Annotated in this window: 13 protein-coding genes; 12 read left to right on the top strand and 1 reads right to left on the bottom strand. The window is 70.0% G+C overall.

Going from position 1 to position 14,569, the window contains the following annotated elements:
* From ABB33_RS02235 to ABB33_RS02180, 12 genes are all read left to right on the top strand, one after another.
* A partial coding sequence (locus ABB33_RS02235; RefSeq protein ID WP_056930986.1) for a DUF885 domain-containing protein occupies positions 1-1,643 on the top strand: 1,643 nt, incomplete at its 5' end.
* A 73-nt stretch (positions 1,644-1,716) separates the two neighbouring features.
* The gene (locus tag ABB33_RS02230; protein ID WP_056930985.1) at positions 1,717-2,100 is read left to right on the top strand and encodes a hypothetical protein; all 384 of its coding nucleotides are present in this window, start codon (positions 1,717-1,719) and stop codon (positions 2,098-2,100) included.
* A 56-nt stretch (positions 2,101-2,156) separates the two neighbouring features.
* Positions 2,157-3,428 carry a TolC family protein gene (locus ABB33_RS02225; protein WP_056930984.1) on the top strand — a complete coding sequence of 424 codons (1,272 nt, stop codon included), beginning with the start codon at positions 2,157-2,159 and terminating at the stop codon, positions 3,426-3,428.
* Positions 3,425-4,420 carry an efflux RND transporter periplasmic adaptor subunit gene (locus ABB33_RS02220; protein WP_056930983.1) on the top strand — a complete coding sequence of 332 codons (996 nt, stop codon included), beginning with the start codon at positions 3,425-3,427 and terminating at the stop codon, positions 4,418-4,420. Before ABB33_RS02225 ends, ABB33_RS02220 begins: the two co-directional genes overlap by 4 nt.
* Positions 4,410-7,613, top strand: coding sequence for an efflux RND transporter permease subunit (locus ABB33_RS02215; RefSeq protein ID WP_152984926.1), 3,204 nt, complete (start codon positions 4,410-4,412; stop codon positions 7,611-7,613). The genes ABB33_RS02220 and ABB33_RS02215 overlap by 11 nt, the downstream gene beginning before the upstream one ends.
* 102 nt (positions 7,614-7,715) lie before the next feature.
* Entirely contained in the window at positions 7,716-8,348 is a 633-nt protein-coding gene (locus ABB33_RS02210) for a cation efflux transmembrane domain-containing protein (protein ID WP_056930982.1), read from the top strand.
* A gap of 58 nt (positions 8,349-8,406) precedes the next feature.
* Positions 8,407-9,093 (top strand): hypothetical protein, encoded by a 687-nt coding sequence (locus ABB33_RS19015; protein WP_056930981.1) that lies wholly within the window; start codon positions 8,407-8,409, stop codon positions 9,091-9,093.
* Between the two features lie 215 nt (positions 9,094-9,308).
* Positions 9,309-9,545, top strand: coding sequence for a 50S ribosomal protein L28 (gene rpmB / locus ABB33_RS02200; RefSeq protein ID WP_054668347.1), 237 nt, complete (start codon positions 9,309-9,311; stop codon positions 9,543-9,545).
* Between the two features lie 10 nt (positions 9,546-9,555).
* Entirely contained in the window at positions 9,556-9,723 is a 168-nt protein-coding gene (gene rpmG, locus ABB33_RS02195) for a 50S ribosomal protein L33 (protein ID WP_172675037.1), read from the top strand.
* Positions 9,724-9,884: 161 nt separating this feature from the next.
* Entirely contained in the window at positions 9,885-11,273 is a 1,389-nt protein-coding gene (locus tag ABB33_RS02190) for an FAD/NAD(P)-binding protein (protein WP_056930980.1), read from the top strand.
* 40 nt (positions 11,274-11,313) lie between these two features.
* Positions 11,314-13,503, top strand: coding sequence for a DNA helicase II (gene uvrD, locus ABB33_RS02185; protein ID WP_056930979.1), 2,190 nt, complete (start codon positions 11,314-11,316; stop codon positions 13,501-13,503).
* 110 nt (positions 13,504-13,613) lie between these two features.
* Positions 13,614-14,063, top strand: a complete 450-nt coding sequence (locus tag ABB33_RS02180; protein WP_054668342.1) for a universal stress protein — start codon at positions 13,614-13,616, stop codon at positions 14,061-14,063.
* Between the two features lie 182 nt (positions 14,064-14,245).
* Here ABB33_RS02180 and ABB33_RS02175 read toward each other — a convergent pair whose 3' ends face one another.
* Entirely contained in the window at positions 14,246-14,533 is a 288-nt protein-coding gene (locus ABB33_RS02175; protein ID WP_054668340.1) for a DUF2782 domain-containing protein, read from the bottom strand.
* Positions 14,534-14,569: the final 36 nt, after the last annotated feature.

The following is a 14,569-nucleotide window of genomic DNA, read 5'->3' as shown; positions in this document are numbered from 1 at the left end:
AATGGGCCTGGCGCCAGGCCGGTGGCGGCGAGGCCAGCGAGGACGAGGACGCCCCGGCCAACGCCACCCGCCTGCCGGACGTCGGCCCGGAGGCGCAGGCCGCGCGCCTGAAGGTATGGGACGAGGTGCTGCAGCAGCTCAAGACGATCGACCCGGCCACGCTCTCGGCCGAGAACCAGGTCAACTACGCCATCTACAAGTACCAGGTGGAGAGCCTGGCCGACGCGGTGCGCCTGCGCGCCTACGAGATGCCGTTCAATTCGGATTCCTCGTTCTGGTCGAACCTGGGCTTCATGGCCCGGCGCGAGATGAAGACCGCGCAGGACTACCGCAATTACATCGCGCGGCTGAACGACGTGCCGCGCTACTTCGACCAGCAGACCGCCAACATGCGCGCCGGGCTGGAGCGCGGCTTCAGCGTGCCGCGCGCGGTGCTCGACGGCCGCGATGTCTCGATCTCGACCGTGGCCGGGCTGAAGGACCCCAGCGAATCGCCGCTGTATGCGCCGTTCCGGAAGCTGCCGGCCAGCATCCCGGCCGATGAGCAGCAGAAGCTGCGCGAGGAGGCGCAGCAGGCGATCGGCGGCAGCGTGATCCCGGCGTTCGGCAAGCTGCTGGCGTTCTTCCGCGATGAATACGTGCCGCAGGCGCGCACCACCCTGGCCGCGGAAAAGATGCCCGGCGGCAAGGCGTTCTACCGCCAGCAGATCCGCGAGTACACCACCCTGGACATGAGCCCGCAGCAGATCCACGCGCTGGGCCTGAGCGAGGTCAACCGCATCCAGCAGGAGATGAACGCGATCATCGACAAGGTGGGGTTCAAGGGCAGCAGCGAGCAGACCCGCTTCGCCGACTTCCTCGAATTCCTGCGCACCGACCCGCAGTTCTACGCGAAGACCCCGGAAGAACTGCTGTGGCGCGCGGCCTGGATCTCCAAGCGCGTGGATGGCGTGATCGGCAAGTTCATGACCCTGCCGCGGGCGCGCTTCACCATCGTGCCGGTGCCGCCGGACATCGCCCCTTTCTGGACCGCCGGCCGCGGCGGCATGGGCACCTACTGGGTCAACACCTACAACCTGCCGGCGCGCCCGCTGTACAACCTGCCGGCGCTGACCCTGCATGAATCCGACCCGGGCCATGCGCTGCAGGGCGCGCTGGCGGCCGAGCAGGGCGAGCAGCCGGACTTCCGCCGCGGCGCCTACATCTCCGCCTACGGCGAGGGCTGGGGCCTGTACAGCGAGAAGCTCGGCATCGAGATGGGCATCTACGAAACCCCGTACGAGGATTTCGGGCGGCTGACCTACGAGATGTGGCGCGCCTGCCGGCTGGTCATCGACACCGGCGTGCACCACTACGGCTGGAGCCGCGAACGCGCCATCGCCTACCTGCGTGACCACACCGCGCTGAGCGAGCACGAGGTGACCACCGAAGTCGACCGCTACATCTCCTGGCCGGCGCAGGCGCTGAGCTACAAGCTGGGCGAGATCACCATCGTCAAGCTGCGCGCGCAGGCCGAGAAGGAGCTGGGCGACAAGTTCGACGTCAAGTCCTTCCACGATGCCATCCTCAGGCAGGGATCGGTGCCGCTGCCGGTGCTGGAGCGGCAGATCAAGGCCTATATCGAGGAGCGCAAGAAGGCCTGAGCCGGCCAGCCGGGCGGACGCACCGGCGCGACGAGATTGTGTAACGCGGCATGTCGCGGCTACCCTGCCGCGCATGATCGCGTTCCTGCGCCGCCGTCCGCCGTCGCTGCTGCTCCGCCTGCTGGTGCTGGCGGTGATCGCGTTTGGCACCGCCGGCGGCGCACTGGCGTCGGCGCTGGGCGAGCTGCATGCGATGACCCATGCCGATCACCCGGCCGCCGCGCACGACCCGGTACTGGAAGCGGACACCGGGCATGACGAATCCGATGGCGGCGCCCGCCTGCTGCACGCGCTGGTGCGTTGCGGCCACTGCCACGGCCACGGCGGCGTGCTGCCGTTCGCTGCCGTGACCTGGGACGTGGCGATGCCGCCGGCCGCCACCGCCGCCACCCCGCACGACACCCGCTGGCGCCCGGCGCCACTGGAAAGCCTGCTGCGTCCTCCGATTACGGCCTGATCCCGCGTCCGCCGCGCGGACGTCCCGATCCTTTGCCGAAATCCGGAGATTCCCCCATGTGGAAACGCCTGGCCGCGCTTGCGGCCCTGGCGATCGCACCGTGCGCCTTCGCGCAGGTGTCGTCGCCGCCTGCACCCTTGACCCTGGACGAGGCGGTCAGCCGCGTCGCCCGTACCCATCCCGACCTGCGTCTGCCCGTCCTGCAGCGTGCCGCCGCCGAGGCCCGTTACGAGGGCGCCGGCTTCAAGCCACCGCTGGTGTTCGGCGTCGATGTCGAAAACGCCCTCGGCACCGGCGTCAACCGCGGCTTTGATGCCAGCGAAGTCACCGTTTCGCTGGCCGGCGTGCTCGAGCGCGGCGGCAAGCTCGATGCCCGCCGCGCGCTGGCCCAGGCCAACATCGACGCGATCGCCCCGCAGCGCGAGGTCACCCGCCTGGACCTGATGGCCGAGGTGGCGCGCCGCTACCTGGCCGTCACCGCTGCGCGCGGCCAGCGCCGGATCGCGATGGACGACATCGAGCAGCGTCGTCGTGCGGTCGCCGCCGCGCGGGTGCGCATGCTGGCCGGTGCGTCGCCCGCATCGACGCTGATGACCGCGCAGGCCGCATTGGCCCAGGCCGAACTCGACCGCGACCGCGCCGAGCAGGCCGAGCGCGCCGCGCGCATGGCCCTGGCGGCGTTGTGGAACGCGCGCGAAGCCGACTTCACCGAAGTCAGCGGCGAGCCGCTGCAACTGCCGGCGCTGGAGGATTTCCAGCAACTGGCGACGCTGCTGTCCGATACGCCGGAACTGGCGGTCATCGCCGGTGAGGCGCGCGTGCGCGAGGCACAGCTGCAACTGGCGCGCAGCGAACTGCGCGGAAACCTGTCCTGGCAAATGGGCGTGCGCAACAGCCGCGCCAGCGGCGACAACGGACTGGTCGGTGGCTTCAGCATGCCGCTGGGCACCGCCCGTCGCGCCGGGCCGGAGATCCGCGCCGCCGAGACCGAGCTGGCGATGAGCGCGGTGCAGCGCGAATCACGCGCGCTGCAGCTGTACTCGACGCTGGCCGAGGCCCACGGCCGTTACGGCACCGCGCGACTGGAAGTGGCGCGCATGGGCAGCGACGTGCTGCCGCAGCTGCAACGCGCCGAGAAGGCCGCCGAGACCGCCTGGCGCGCCGGTGCCATCAGCTACATGGAGTGGGGCCAGCTGCAGGCCATGCGCATCGAGGCGCGCCAGCGCCAGCTCGATGCCGCGCTCGCCGCGCAGACCGCCCTGATCGAAATCCAGCGCCTGACCGGGCAGCCCCTGGTCGCAACCGCTTCCGAAGGAAACACGCCATGAAGGCTTCCCCGCATCTCTCCCCCCTGTTCCGCCTGGCCGCGCTGGCCGTACTGGCTGCCGCGCTTGCCGGCTGCGGCGACAAACCCGCCGCTCCCGCCGAGGCAGCGGACGCTGCCGCGCAGGAAGAACCCGGGCATGCCGATGACGACGGCCACGCCGACGCGGACGGCGGCCCCGAGCAGACCACCATTCCCGCCGAGCGCGCCAAGGCGGCAGGCATCGTCAGTGCCGTCGCCGGCGCGGGCACCATCGTCGACGAGCACGAGGTACAGGGCCTGCTGACGCCGATCGACGGCCGTACCGCGCAGGTCACCGCGCGCTTCCCCGGCCCGATCCGCGCGCTGCTGGCCAACGTCGGCGACCGCGTGCGTGCCGGCCAGCCGCTGGCCAGCATCGACAGCAACCTGAGCCTGACCACCTACGGCGTCAGCGCACCGATCTCCGGCGTGGTGCTGTCGCGCCAGGCCCGGGTGGGCGGCATCGCCGCCGAAGGCCAGCCGCTGTTCGAGATCGGCGACCTGTCGCAGCTGTGGGTGGACCTGCATATCTTCGGTGCCGATACCCAGCACATCACCGCCGGCGTGCCGGTGACCGTCACCCGCATGGCCGACGGCGCCAGCCAGACCACCCGCCTCGAGCGGGTGCTGCCGGGCACCGCCACCGCCAGCCAGAGCACGGTGGCGCGCGCCACCGTGGACAACAGCGACGGCCTGTGGCGGCCGGGCGCGGCGGTGCGTGCGCGCATCGTGGTGGCGAGTGCGCCGGCGGCCATCGTGGTGCCGTTGACCGCGCTGCAGACCATGGACGGACGCGACGTGGTGTTCGTGCGCAAGGGCGATACCTACCAGGCGCGGCCGGTCACGCTCGGCGCGCGCGACGCCCGCCAGGTGGCGGTCAGCGCCGGCCTGCAGGCCGGCGAGGACGTGGTCGTGGAGCAGAGCTACACGGTGAAGGCCGACATCGGCAAGGCGGGGGCAGGCCATGAACACTGATGCCACGCCGCGCGCAGGCCTGCTCGAACGCATCGTCGCCACGGCCATCGCCCATCGCTGGCTGATGTTGCTGCTGACCGGTGCGCTGGTGCTGATTGGCGTCTGGAGCTTCACGCGCCTGCCGATCGACGCCACCCCCGACATCACCAACGTGCAGGTGCAGGTCAATACCGCCGCGCCTGGGTACTCGCCGCTGGAGACCGAACAGCGCATCACCTTCCCGGTGGAGATGGTGCTGGCCGGGCTGCCGAAGATGGATTACATGCGCTCGCTGTCGCGCTACGGGCTGTCGCAGGTGACGGTGGTGTTCGAGGACGGCACCGACATCTACTTCGCCCGCCAGCAGGTGGCCGAACGCCTGCAGCAGGCGCGCTCGCAGATACCGGACGGCCTCGACCCGCAACTCGGGCCGATCGCCACCGGGCTGGGCGAGATCTTCATGTACACCATCGACGCCGACCCCGAGGCGCGCAAGCCCGATGGCACCCCCTACACCGCCACCGATCTGCGCACCCTGCAGGACTGGGTGATCCGGCCGCAGCTGCGCAACGTCCCCGGCGTTACCGAGGTCAACACCATCGGCGGGTTCCAGCGCCAGGTGCACATCACCCCGGACCCGGCAAAGCTGCGTGCGCTGGGCTTCACCCTGGAGGACGTCGCCGCCGCGGTCGAGGCCAACAACCAGAACGTGGGCGCCGGCTACATCGAGCGCAACGGCCAGCAGTTCCTGGTGCGCATCCCCGGCCAGGTCGCCGACCTGGAGCAGATCGGCAACATCGTGCTGGACCGCCGCGAGGGCGTGCCGATCCACGTGCACGACGTGGCCAACGTCGCCGAAGGCCCGGAGCTGCGCAGCGGCGCGGCCACCCAGAACGGCCACGAAGTGGTGATGGGCACGGTGGTGATGCTGATCGGCGCCAACAGCCGCGACGTGGCCCAGGCCGCGGCGGAACGGCTGGAACAGGCGCAGCGCAGCCTGCCCGAAGGCGTGACCGTCACCGCCAGCTATGACCGTACCGCGCTGGTGGAGCGCACCGTCGAGACCGTGGCCCGCAATCTGCTGGAAGGCGCGCTGCTGGTGATCGTGGTGCTGTTCCTGCTGCTGGGCAACTTCCGCGCGGCGCTGATCACCGCCGCGGTGATCCCGCTGGCGATGCTGTTCACCCTCACCGGCATGGCGCGCGGCGGCGTGTCGGCCAACCTGATGAGCCTGGGCGCGCTGGACTTCGGCCTGATCGTGGACGGCGCGGTGATCATCATCGAGAACTGCCTGCGCCGCTTCGGCGAGCGCACGCATGCGCTGGGCCGGGCGATGACGCACGCCGAGCGCTTCGCCGAGACCGCCGCCGCCACCGCCGAGGTGATCCGTCCCAGCCTGTTCGGCCTGGGCATCATCACCGCCGTGTACCTGCCGATCTTCGCCCTCACCGGGGTGGAAGGAAAAATGTTCCACCCGATGGCGATCACCGTGGTGCTGGCGCTGAGCGGGGCGATGCTGTTGTGCCTGACCTTCGTGCCGGCGGCAATCGCGCTGTTCCTGGGCGGCCGCGTGCAGGAGAAGGAGAACCGGCTGATGGCGTGGCTGCGCCGGCGCTACCAGCCGCTGCTCGACCTGGCCATGCGCCGCGGCAGCTGGATGGTGGCCGGCGCGCTGGCGCTGGTGATCGGTTGCGGCCTGCTGGCAACCAGGCTGGGCAGCGAGTTCGTGCCCAACCTGGACGAGGGCGACGTGGCGATGCAGGCCATGCGCATCCCCGGCACCAGCCTGACCCAGTCGCTGCAGATGCAGCGGCAGATCGAGCTGCGCCTGCTGCAGTTCCCGGAGGTGACCAAGGTGTTCTCCCGGGTCGGCACGGCGGAAGTCGCGTCGGACCCGATGCCGCCGTCGGTGGCCGACACCTTCATCATGATGAAGCCGCGCAGCCAGTGGCCTGACCCACGCAAGCCGCGTGCCGAGCTGGTGGCCGAGCTGGAGCGGGCGGTGGAGGAAATGCCGGGCAACAACTACGAGTTCACCCAGCCCATCCAGATGCGCATGAACGAGCTGATCTCCGGCGTGCGCGCCGACGTGGCGGTGATGCTCTACGGCGACGACCTGGACACGCTGACGGAAGTCGGGCGCCGCATCGAGAAGGTGGCCGCGGGCGTGCCCGGTGCCGCCGACGTGCGGCTGGAGCAGACCAGCGGCCTGCCGCTGCTCACCGTTACCCCGGACCGGCAGAAACTCGCCGGTTATGGCCTGAACCCGGGTCAGGTGCAGTCCACGGTGGCCACCGCGGTGGGTGGGCAGGTGGCTGGGCAGTTGTTCGAGGGGGACCGCCGCTTCAACATCGTGGTGCGCCTGCCTGAGGAACTGCGGCAGGATCCAGCGGCCCTGGCGGACCTGCCGGTGTCGCTGGAAACCGCGCTGGCCAGCGGCAATGCCGATGAACTGAGCCGCGGCGTCGCCGCCGGCGTGTTCACCGGCAACCCGCGCACGGTGCCGCTGCGCGAACTGGCGAGCATCGAAGCCAGCGAAGGTCCCAACCAGATCAACCGCTACAACGGCAAGCGTCGCATCGTGGTCACCGCCAACGTGCGCGACCGCGACTTGGGCAGCTTTGTCAGCGAACTGCAGCAGGCCATCAACAGCCGGGTGCAGCTGCCGGCCGGCTACTGGATCGACTACGGCGGCAGCTTCGAGCAGATGATCTCGGCCAGCCAGCGGCTGGCGGTGGTGGTGCCGGTGACGCTGACCCTGATCTTCGCGATGCTGTTCTGGGCGTTCGGCTCGGGCAAGGATGCGGCCATCGTGTTCAGCGGGGTGCCGCTGGCGCTGACCGGCGGCGTGCTGGCGCTGGCCCTGCGCGGCATTCCGTTGTCGATCTCGGCCGGCGTGGGCTTCATCGCGTTGTCCGGCGTGGCGGTGCTCAACGGGCTGGTGATGATCAGCTTCGTGCGCAGCCTGCGCGAGCAGGGGCGGCCGCTGCTGGAGGCGGTGCGCGAAGGCGCGCTGGGCCGCCTGCGGCCGGTGCTGATGACCGCTCTTGTGGCGTCACTGGGCTTCGTGCCGATGGCCTTCAACGTCGGCGCCGGTTCGGAAGTGCAGCGGCCGCTGGCCACGGTGGTGATCGGTGGCATCGTGTCCTCGACCCTGTTGACGCTGCTGGTGTTGCCGGTGCTGTACCGCTGGCTGCATCGCCGCGAGTCGTGAATCCGCCCCCGGTCCACGCCTTCGGCGTGGGCCGGGGACGCGGCGCTGCAATCCGTGCCCGCCGGTGGGAAAATTGGCCCGGACATCGGGTCTGGAACCGGAATGAGCGACTGTTGCGGCTGTGGCCGAACCCTGGAGGTCGGGCGCATGCAGGCCCGCCAGCGGCGGGTGCTGGTGTGGGTGCTGGCGATCAACCTGCTGACCTTCGTGATGATGATGGCCGCGGCCTGGCACAGCGGTTCGGCTTCGCTGCTGTCCGGCAGCCTGGACAACTTCGGCGACGCGCTGACCTACGCGCTGAGCCTGGCGGTGGTCGGTGCCGGCCTTGCCGCCAAGGCGAGAGTTGCGCTGCTCAAGGCGGCCTTCATCCTGTGCGCGGCCATCGCGGTGGCCGTGGGCATCGGCTGGAAGCTGGCCCATCCGCAGCTGCCGTTGTTCGAGAGCATGGGCATCGCCGCGCTGCTGAACCTTGCCGCCAACCTGCTGTGCCTGCGCCTGTTGTGGCCCTATCGTCAGGGCGACATCAACCTGGCATCGGCCTGGGCGTGTTCGTTGAACGATGTCTACGAAGGCGGCGCGGTGATCCTGGCCGCGCTGGCGGTGTGGGCGTTCGGTGCCGGCTGGCCGGACCTGCTGATCGCGGTGGCCTTGTTGCTGCTGTTCCTGCGCTCGGCCTGGAAGGTGGCGCGCACGGCCTGGCGCGAGCTGCGTGGCGCGCAGGCGCGCGCGTCCTGATTTGATCTGCACCTGCCGGGCTGGCTAGAGTCCTGCGGTACCTCCAGGGAGCGGACCCATGCGAGCGCGCCGTCTTGTCGTGCCCTTCCTGTTGTCGCTGTGCGGCCCGGCCGCCGCGCAGGACAACAGCATCTACATCGAGTTCCTGTGGTCCAGGACCCCGGCTGACGCGCTTGCCCGCCAGCAGACCCGGCAGTTCGTCATGACCGGCGATCACGAGCACCAGATCTGTGTGGCCGCCACTGCCGCGACCGGCGATGTCGGCGGCCTGCAACTGGAGCTGCGCGATGCCGACGGCAAGCGGGTGTCCCTGCAGCATCATGACGACTACCGTGGCGCCAAGCGGTGCTACCGGGCCGACCTGGGCAGCGGCGGCCGGCCGGGAGACTGGACCGCGCATGTGGTTCTCGGCGACGGTGGCAGCAACACGGCGACGATCCGCGTCGATCCACGGTTGGAGGACTCGCCATTGTTCCAGCAGCGCGACGTTCCCTATGTCGCCGGGCGCCCGAACTACGATGCCTCGATCGCCCCGGAACAATGGGCGGGCCGGCTGGTCTGGGCGATGGACGTCGATCCGCAGGGCAAGGTCACCCATGTGGAGGTCGAAGTGGCCGAAGGCGTGGGTGAACGCCTGCGCGACCGTGCCATCGCCGCCGGCTACCTGAGCCTGTTTCCGCCGGATCCGGGCCGGGCCGGCTCGCCGCTGCGCTGGCGCCGGAGCCTGGATTTCGCGCCCCGCTAGGGCCGGCCACGGCCGGTGGTTTGCACTCGGGGCCTTGGCCCGGCATAATTACCGGCTCGCTGTGTCCGGAAACCTCCGGATCGGTGGCCGGGAACGTGTCATCCGCCCACCCTCGTCAGCGTAACCCCTTGATTCCCATGACACGTGGCGGGCAACCGCCGGGGCCGCCCTCTTCCTGGCCAAGGAAGAGACAACCGACATTACCGAGGTGCGCAATGTCCCGAGTTTGCCAAGTTTCCGGCAAGAAGGTGCAGACGGGTAACAACGTCTCGCATGCCAACAACAAGACCCGTCGTCGTTTCCAGCCGAACCTGCACGAGCGTCGTTTCTGGGTCGCCAGCGAGAACCGCTGGGTCAAGCTTCGTGTTTCCGCGCATGCACTGCGCACCATCGACAAGAACGGCATCGATTCCGTTCTGGCTGAGCTGCGTGCGCGCGGCGAAAAGGTCTGAGGAGTAAACCATCATGGCAGGTAAGCGCGATAAGGTCCGTATGATTTCCTCGGCCGGCACTGGCCACTTCTACACGACCGACAAGAACAAGAAGAACACCCCGGGGAAGATGGAATTCCTGAAGTACGACCCGGTGGTCCGCAAGCACGTGATGTACAAGGAAGGCAAGATCAAGTAATCCGCAAGGATTGCCTGGATCGCCGTTCCACACCGGACCCGCCGCAAGGCGGGTTCCGTGTTTCAGGGCCATGGGCAGGCTGTCGGCAGGCCATCGGGCCACCATCAGCACATGCGCCGGCGGCATCAGGCAGTGGTGGCGGCATCGCCTACAATCGGCGCATGACAGTTTCCGACCAGACGCAGGCCTGCGACATCGCGATCATCGGCGGTGGCGCCGCCGGTGTGCTCGTGGCGATCGGCGTGCTGCGCGGCGCCACCCGCGCGCAGCGCGTGGTGATCGTCGAGCCGCAGCTGCCGCTCGGCCGCGGCGTGGCCTACGCCACGCGCCACTCCGCGCACCTGCTCAACGTGCCCGCCGGCCGGATGAGCGGTTTCCCCGACCGTCCCGACGACTTCCTCGATTACCTGCTCGCGCAGGACGCATTCCCCGGTGTCGAGCGCGAGGTGCTGGCGCGTGCCTTCGTCGCCCGCCACCACTACGCGGCGTACCTGCGGCAGCGCCTGCAGCAGGCGGTGGACGCCAGCCCGGCGTTGCTGGACGTGCGCGCGGCGCGGGTCCAGGCGCTGGAACGCCACGCCGCCGGCATCGTGCTGCAGCTGGATGCGGGCCCGGCGCTGCTGGCCGGATCGGTGGCGCTGTGTACCGGCAACGCGCTGCGCCCGCTGCCGGCCCGCGGCGCCAGCGCGGTGCCGCCCGGCAAACGCATCGAGGCCTGGGATTACGACGCGGTGCAGGACGTCGCCGCCAGCGCCGACGTGGCCATCGTCGGCTCCGGGCTGAGCATGGCCGACAGCGTGGCGTCGCTTGCCGCCTGCGGGCATCGCGGGCAGGTGCACGTGCTTTCGCGCCACGCGCTGCTGCCGCTGCCGCATGCGCAGGGCCCGGCCGCCGACTACGATCCCGAGCCGTTGCTGGCCATGGGCCTGCGCCAGCGCGTGCGCGCGCTGCGCCTGCATGCGGCCGAGGCCGCGCAGCGCGGCATCCCGTGGCAGAACGTGATGGAGCGCATCCGGCCGCTGGGCCAGGCGTTGTGGCAATCGCTGTCGCTGGACGACCAGCGCCGCTTCCTGCGCCACGTGGTGCGCTACTGGGACGTGCACCGGCACCGCATCGCCGTGCCGGTGCATGCGCAGTTGCTGGAGCTGCAGCGGCAGGGCCGCCTGCACCTGCACCGCGGCCGCCTGGAAACCGCCATCGCCGAAGGCGCCTGCGTGCGCCTGGGCGCGCTCGACCGGCGACGGCAGCCGTTCCAGATCGATGCGCACTGCGTGATCAACGCCACCGGCGTGGAGATGCGCGCGCAGGCCATGCGCAATCCGCTGCTGCAGCAGATGCTGGGCAGTGGCACCGCCCGCCCGGGCCCGCACGGCATCGGCATCGACAGCGCGCCGGACGGCAGCCTGCTCGATGCGGACGGCGTGGCCGAGCCGCGCGTACAGGTGCTCGGCAGCCTGCGCATCGGTCGCCTGTGGGAGAGCCTGGCGATACCCGAACTGCGCGTGCAGGCGGCGCAGGCGGCCGCCCGGCTGCTGCCGCCACAGGGCTGAACGCACGGTGCCGCCGGGGCCTTTCCCGTAGAATGCGCCGATGGATGTTTCCCACCTGCTCGATGGGCTGAACCCGGCCCAGCGCGAGGCCGTTTCCGCTGCCCCCGGCCATTACCTGATCCTTGCCGGCGCCGGTTCCGGCAAGACCCGCGTGCTCACCCACCGCATCGCCTGGCTCAACGAAGTGCACGGCGTGCCGACCCACGGCATCTTCGCGGTGACCTTCACCAACAAGGCCGCCGGCGAGATGCGCCAGCGCATCGACCTGCAGCTGCGCAACGGTGCGCGCGGCATGTGGATCGGCACGTTCCACGGCCTGGCCCATCGTCTGCTGCGCCTGCACTGGGCCGATGCCCGGCTGCCCGAAGCGTTCCAGGTGATGGATTCGGACGACCAGCTGCGGCTGGTCAAGCGCGTGGTGCAGGCGCTGGAACTGGACGACGGCAAGTTCCCGGCCAAGCAGATCGCGTGGTGGATCAACGCGCAGAAGGACGAAGGCCGGCGCCCGCAGCACATCCAGCCCGAGCCGCACGATGCCTGGCTGGAAACCATGCGCCAGGCCTACATCGAGTACCAGGCGCGCTGCGACCGCGCCGGGCTGGTGGATTTCGCCGAACTGCTGCTGCGCGCGCACGAACTGCTGCGCGACAACCCGGCCCTGCTGGCCCACTACCGCGCGCGCTTCGGCGAGATCCTGGTCGATGAGTTCCAGGACACCAATGCCATCCAGTACGCCTTCGTGCGCGTGCTGGCCGGCGATTCGGGCCACGTGTTCGTGGTCGGCGACGACGACCAGGCCATCTACGGCTGGCGCGGCGCCAAGGTCGAGAACGTGCAGCGCTTCCTGAAGGATTTCCCGGGCGCGCAGACCATCCGCCTGGAGCAGAACTACCGCTCCAGCGCCAACATCCTCAACGCCGCCAACTCGGTCATCGCGCACAACCCGGACCGCATCGGCAAGCAGCTGTGGACCGACAGCGGCGATGGCGAGCCGATCGACCTGTATGCCGCCTACAACGAGATGGACGAGGCGCGCTACCTGGTCGAGCGTGCGCGGCAGTGGGTGCGCGACGGCGGCAGCTACGGCGACATCGCCGTGCTTTACCGCAGCAACGCGCAGTCGCGGGCCTTCGAAGAGGCGCTGCTGTCCGAGCAGGTGCCGTACCGCGTGTACGGCGGCATGCGCTTCTTCGAGCGCGCCGAGATCAAGGACGCGCTGGCCTACCTGCGGCTGCTGACCAACCGCAACGACGACGCGGCGTTCGAGCGCGCGGTGAATACGCCGGCGCGCGGCATCGGCGAGCGAACCCTGGACGAAGTGCGGCGCGTCGCGCGCGCGCAGTCGCTGTCGTTGTGGGAGGCGGCGATGCTCGCTACCCAGGGCGGCGACCTCGCCGCACGTGCCAGGAACGCGCTGGCCGGTTTCCTCAACCTGGTCCAGCAGATCGGCGGCGAAACCGCGCAGATGACCCTGGCCGAGCGCATCGACCACGTGCTGGTGCGCTCGGCGCTGCGCGAACATTGGAGCAAGGAGAGCCGCAACACGCTCGACTCCGAATCGCGCAGCGACAACCTCGACGAACTGGTCTCGGTGGCCTCGCGCTTCGTCCAGCGCGACCAGGACGAGGAGGGCGCCGCCGACATGAGCGAGCTGGTGGCCTTCCTGTCCTACGCCTCGCTGGAGGCCGGCGAAGGCCAGGCCCAGGTCGGTGAGGACGGCGTGCAGCTGATGACGCTGCATTCGGCCAAGGGCCTGGAGTTCCCGCTGGTGTTCCTGGCCGGGCTGGAGGAAGGGCTGTTCCCGGGCGCGCGCTCGCTGGAGGAAAGCGGCCGGCTGGAAGAAGAGCGCCGGCTGGCCTACGTCGGCATCACCCGCGCCCGGCAGAAGCTGGTGCTGGGCTACGCCGAGTCGCGCCGCATCCACGGCCAGGACAACTACAGCCTGCCGTCGCGCTTCCTGCGCGAGATCCCGCGCGAACTGCTGCACGAAGTGCGGCCCAAGGTGCAGGTCTCGCGCCCGGCCTCGCTGGGCAGCAGCCGGGTGACCGGCCATGCCGCGCTGGAGGCGCCGGCGATCCGCCTGGGTGCCAGCGTCAGCCACCCCAAGTTCGGCGAGGGCGTGGTCACCGACTACGAAGGCAGCGGCGCACATGCACGGGTGCAGGTGGAGTTCGCCGAGGCCGGCAGCAAGTGGCTGGTGATGGCCTACGCCAACCTGAACGTGCTCTAGGCGCCGCAGCGCGCCGGTCGCCCGCGGCCGGCCGTTTGATCAGGCTCAATGCGCCGGGGCGGGCGCGGGTGTGTAATGCTCTCCTGCCACCCTTGCCAAGGAACACCGCCATGTACAAGCGCATCCTGATCGCGACCGATGGTTCCGAACTGGCCATGAAGGGCCTGCAGAAGGGCCTGGAACTGGCGGCGCAGCTCGGCGCCAAGGTCGACATCGTCACCGTTTCCGAGCCGTGGGCGGTGGGCATGTACGACGCCATGGGCTGGAGCGCCGGCTACGAAGCCAGCCCCGAATACAAGCAGGACCGCGAGGCCGCGGCGCAGAAGATCCTGCAGCCGTCGCTGGACGCCGCGCGCGCGGCCGGCGTGGCCGAGGTGATCGGCCACCACGTGCTCGACCGCTATGCGGCCGACGGCATCATCGAGACCGCCGATGCCTGCGGCAGCGACCTGCTGGTGATGACCTCGCACGGCCGCCGCGGCATGACCCGGGTTCTGCTCGGCAGCCAGACCGCCGAAGTGCTGGCGCGCAGCAAGGTGCCGGTGCTGGTGATCCGCTGAGGTCGCCGTACCGGCGCTGATCGATCCGGCGGGAGGGCGACTGCGCCCTCCTGCGGACAAGGCTGCCGCCCTTTCCCCGTTTTCAGCGTACCCCCTTCAATGCCATTGTTGCCGAAGGGGGCTTTTCCGTGTCCGCCGGTGCCGGTCGCGGCAGGCCATGCCCGCCGCGGCGGCCGAGGCGATCACCAGCTGTACAGCTTCCAGTAGACCGGCGACACGCCGTCCTTGTCGTTGTCCAGGCGGCCGTCGCCATTGCGGTCGTAAAGATAGAACGGCGCCCCGCGCGCGGGGGTGACCTTGACCATGCGCAGCTGGCTGCCGACGCGGTATTCCTCGATGGTGTCGCCGTTGTCGAGGCTGCGGCGGGTGACGTCGGCGCCGGTCACGTCGACCGGCGGCGCATCGGCGTCCCGGCCCATGCTGGCGCAACCGGCCAGGGCGAGCAGGGGGATCAGCAGCAGGTGTTTCATGACGGCGGCTCCTCGCATCGGTGTCTCCTGATTATG

The organism is Stenotrophomonas acidaminiphila (assembly GCF_001431595.1).
In the GTDB taxonomy this organism is placed as follows: Bacteria; Pseudomonadota; Gammaproteobacteria; order Xanthomonadales; family Xanthomonadaceae; genus Stenotrophomonas; species Stenotrophomonas acidaminiphila.
The sequence above is the reverse complement of the archived record's forward strand: the minus strand, read 5'-3'. Positions and strand labels throughout refer to the sequence as shown.

Excerpts from the sequence above, each read along its gene's own strand:
- ABB33_RS02175 (WP_054668340.1), bottom strand. The coding sequence starts at position 14,533 with ATGAAACACCTGCTGCTGATCCCCCTGCTCGCCCTGGCCGGTTGCGCC.
- ABB33_RS02225 (WP_056930984.1), top strand. The coding sequence starts at position 2,157 with ATGTGGAAACGCCTGGCCGCGCTTGCGGCCCTGGCGATCGCACCGTGC.
- ABB33_RS19015 (WP_056930981.1), top strand. The coding sequence starts at position 8,407 with ATGCGAGCGCGCCGTCTTGTCGTGCCCTTCCTGTTGTCGCTGTGCGGC.
- ABB33_RS02230 (WP_056930985.1), top strand. The coding sequence starts at position 1,717 with ATGATCGCGTTCCTGCGCCGCCGTCCGCCGTCGCTGCTGCTCCGCCTG.
- ABB33_RS02190 (WP_056930980.1), top strand. The coding sequence starts at position 9,885 with ATGACAGTTTCCGACCAGACGCAGGCCTGCGACATCGCGATCATCGGC.
- uvrD (WP_056930979.1), top strand. The coding sequence starts at position 11,314 with ATGGATGTTTCCCACCTGCTCGATGGGCTGAACCCGGCCCAGCGCGAG.
- ABB33_RS02220 (WP_056930983.1), top strand. The coding sequence starts at position 3,425 with ATGAAGGCTTCCCCGCATCTCTCCCCCCTGTTCCGCCTGGCCGCGCTG.
- ABB33_RS02180 (WP_054668342.1), top strand. The coding sequence starts at position 13,614 with ATGTACAAGCGCATCCTGATCGCGACCGATGGTTCCGAACTGGCCATG.
- rpmB (WP_054668347.1), top strand. The coding sequence starts at position 9,309 with ATGTCCCGAGTTTGCCAAGTTTCCGGCAAGAAGGTGCAGACGGGTAAC.
- ABB33_RS02210 (WP_056930982.1), top strand. The coding sequence starts at position 7,716 with ATGAGCGACTGTTGCGGCTGTGGCCGAACCCTGGAGGTCGGGCGCATG.
- ABB33_RS02215 (WP_152984926.1), top strand. The coding sequence starts at position 4,410 with ATGAACACTGATGCCACGCCGCGCGCAGGCCTGCTCGAACGCATCGTC.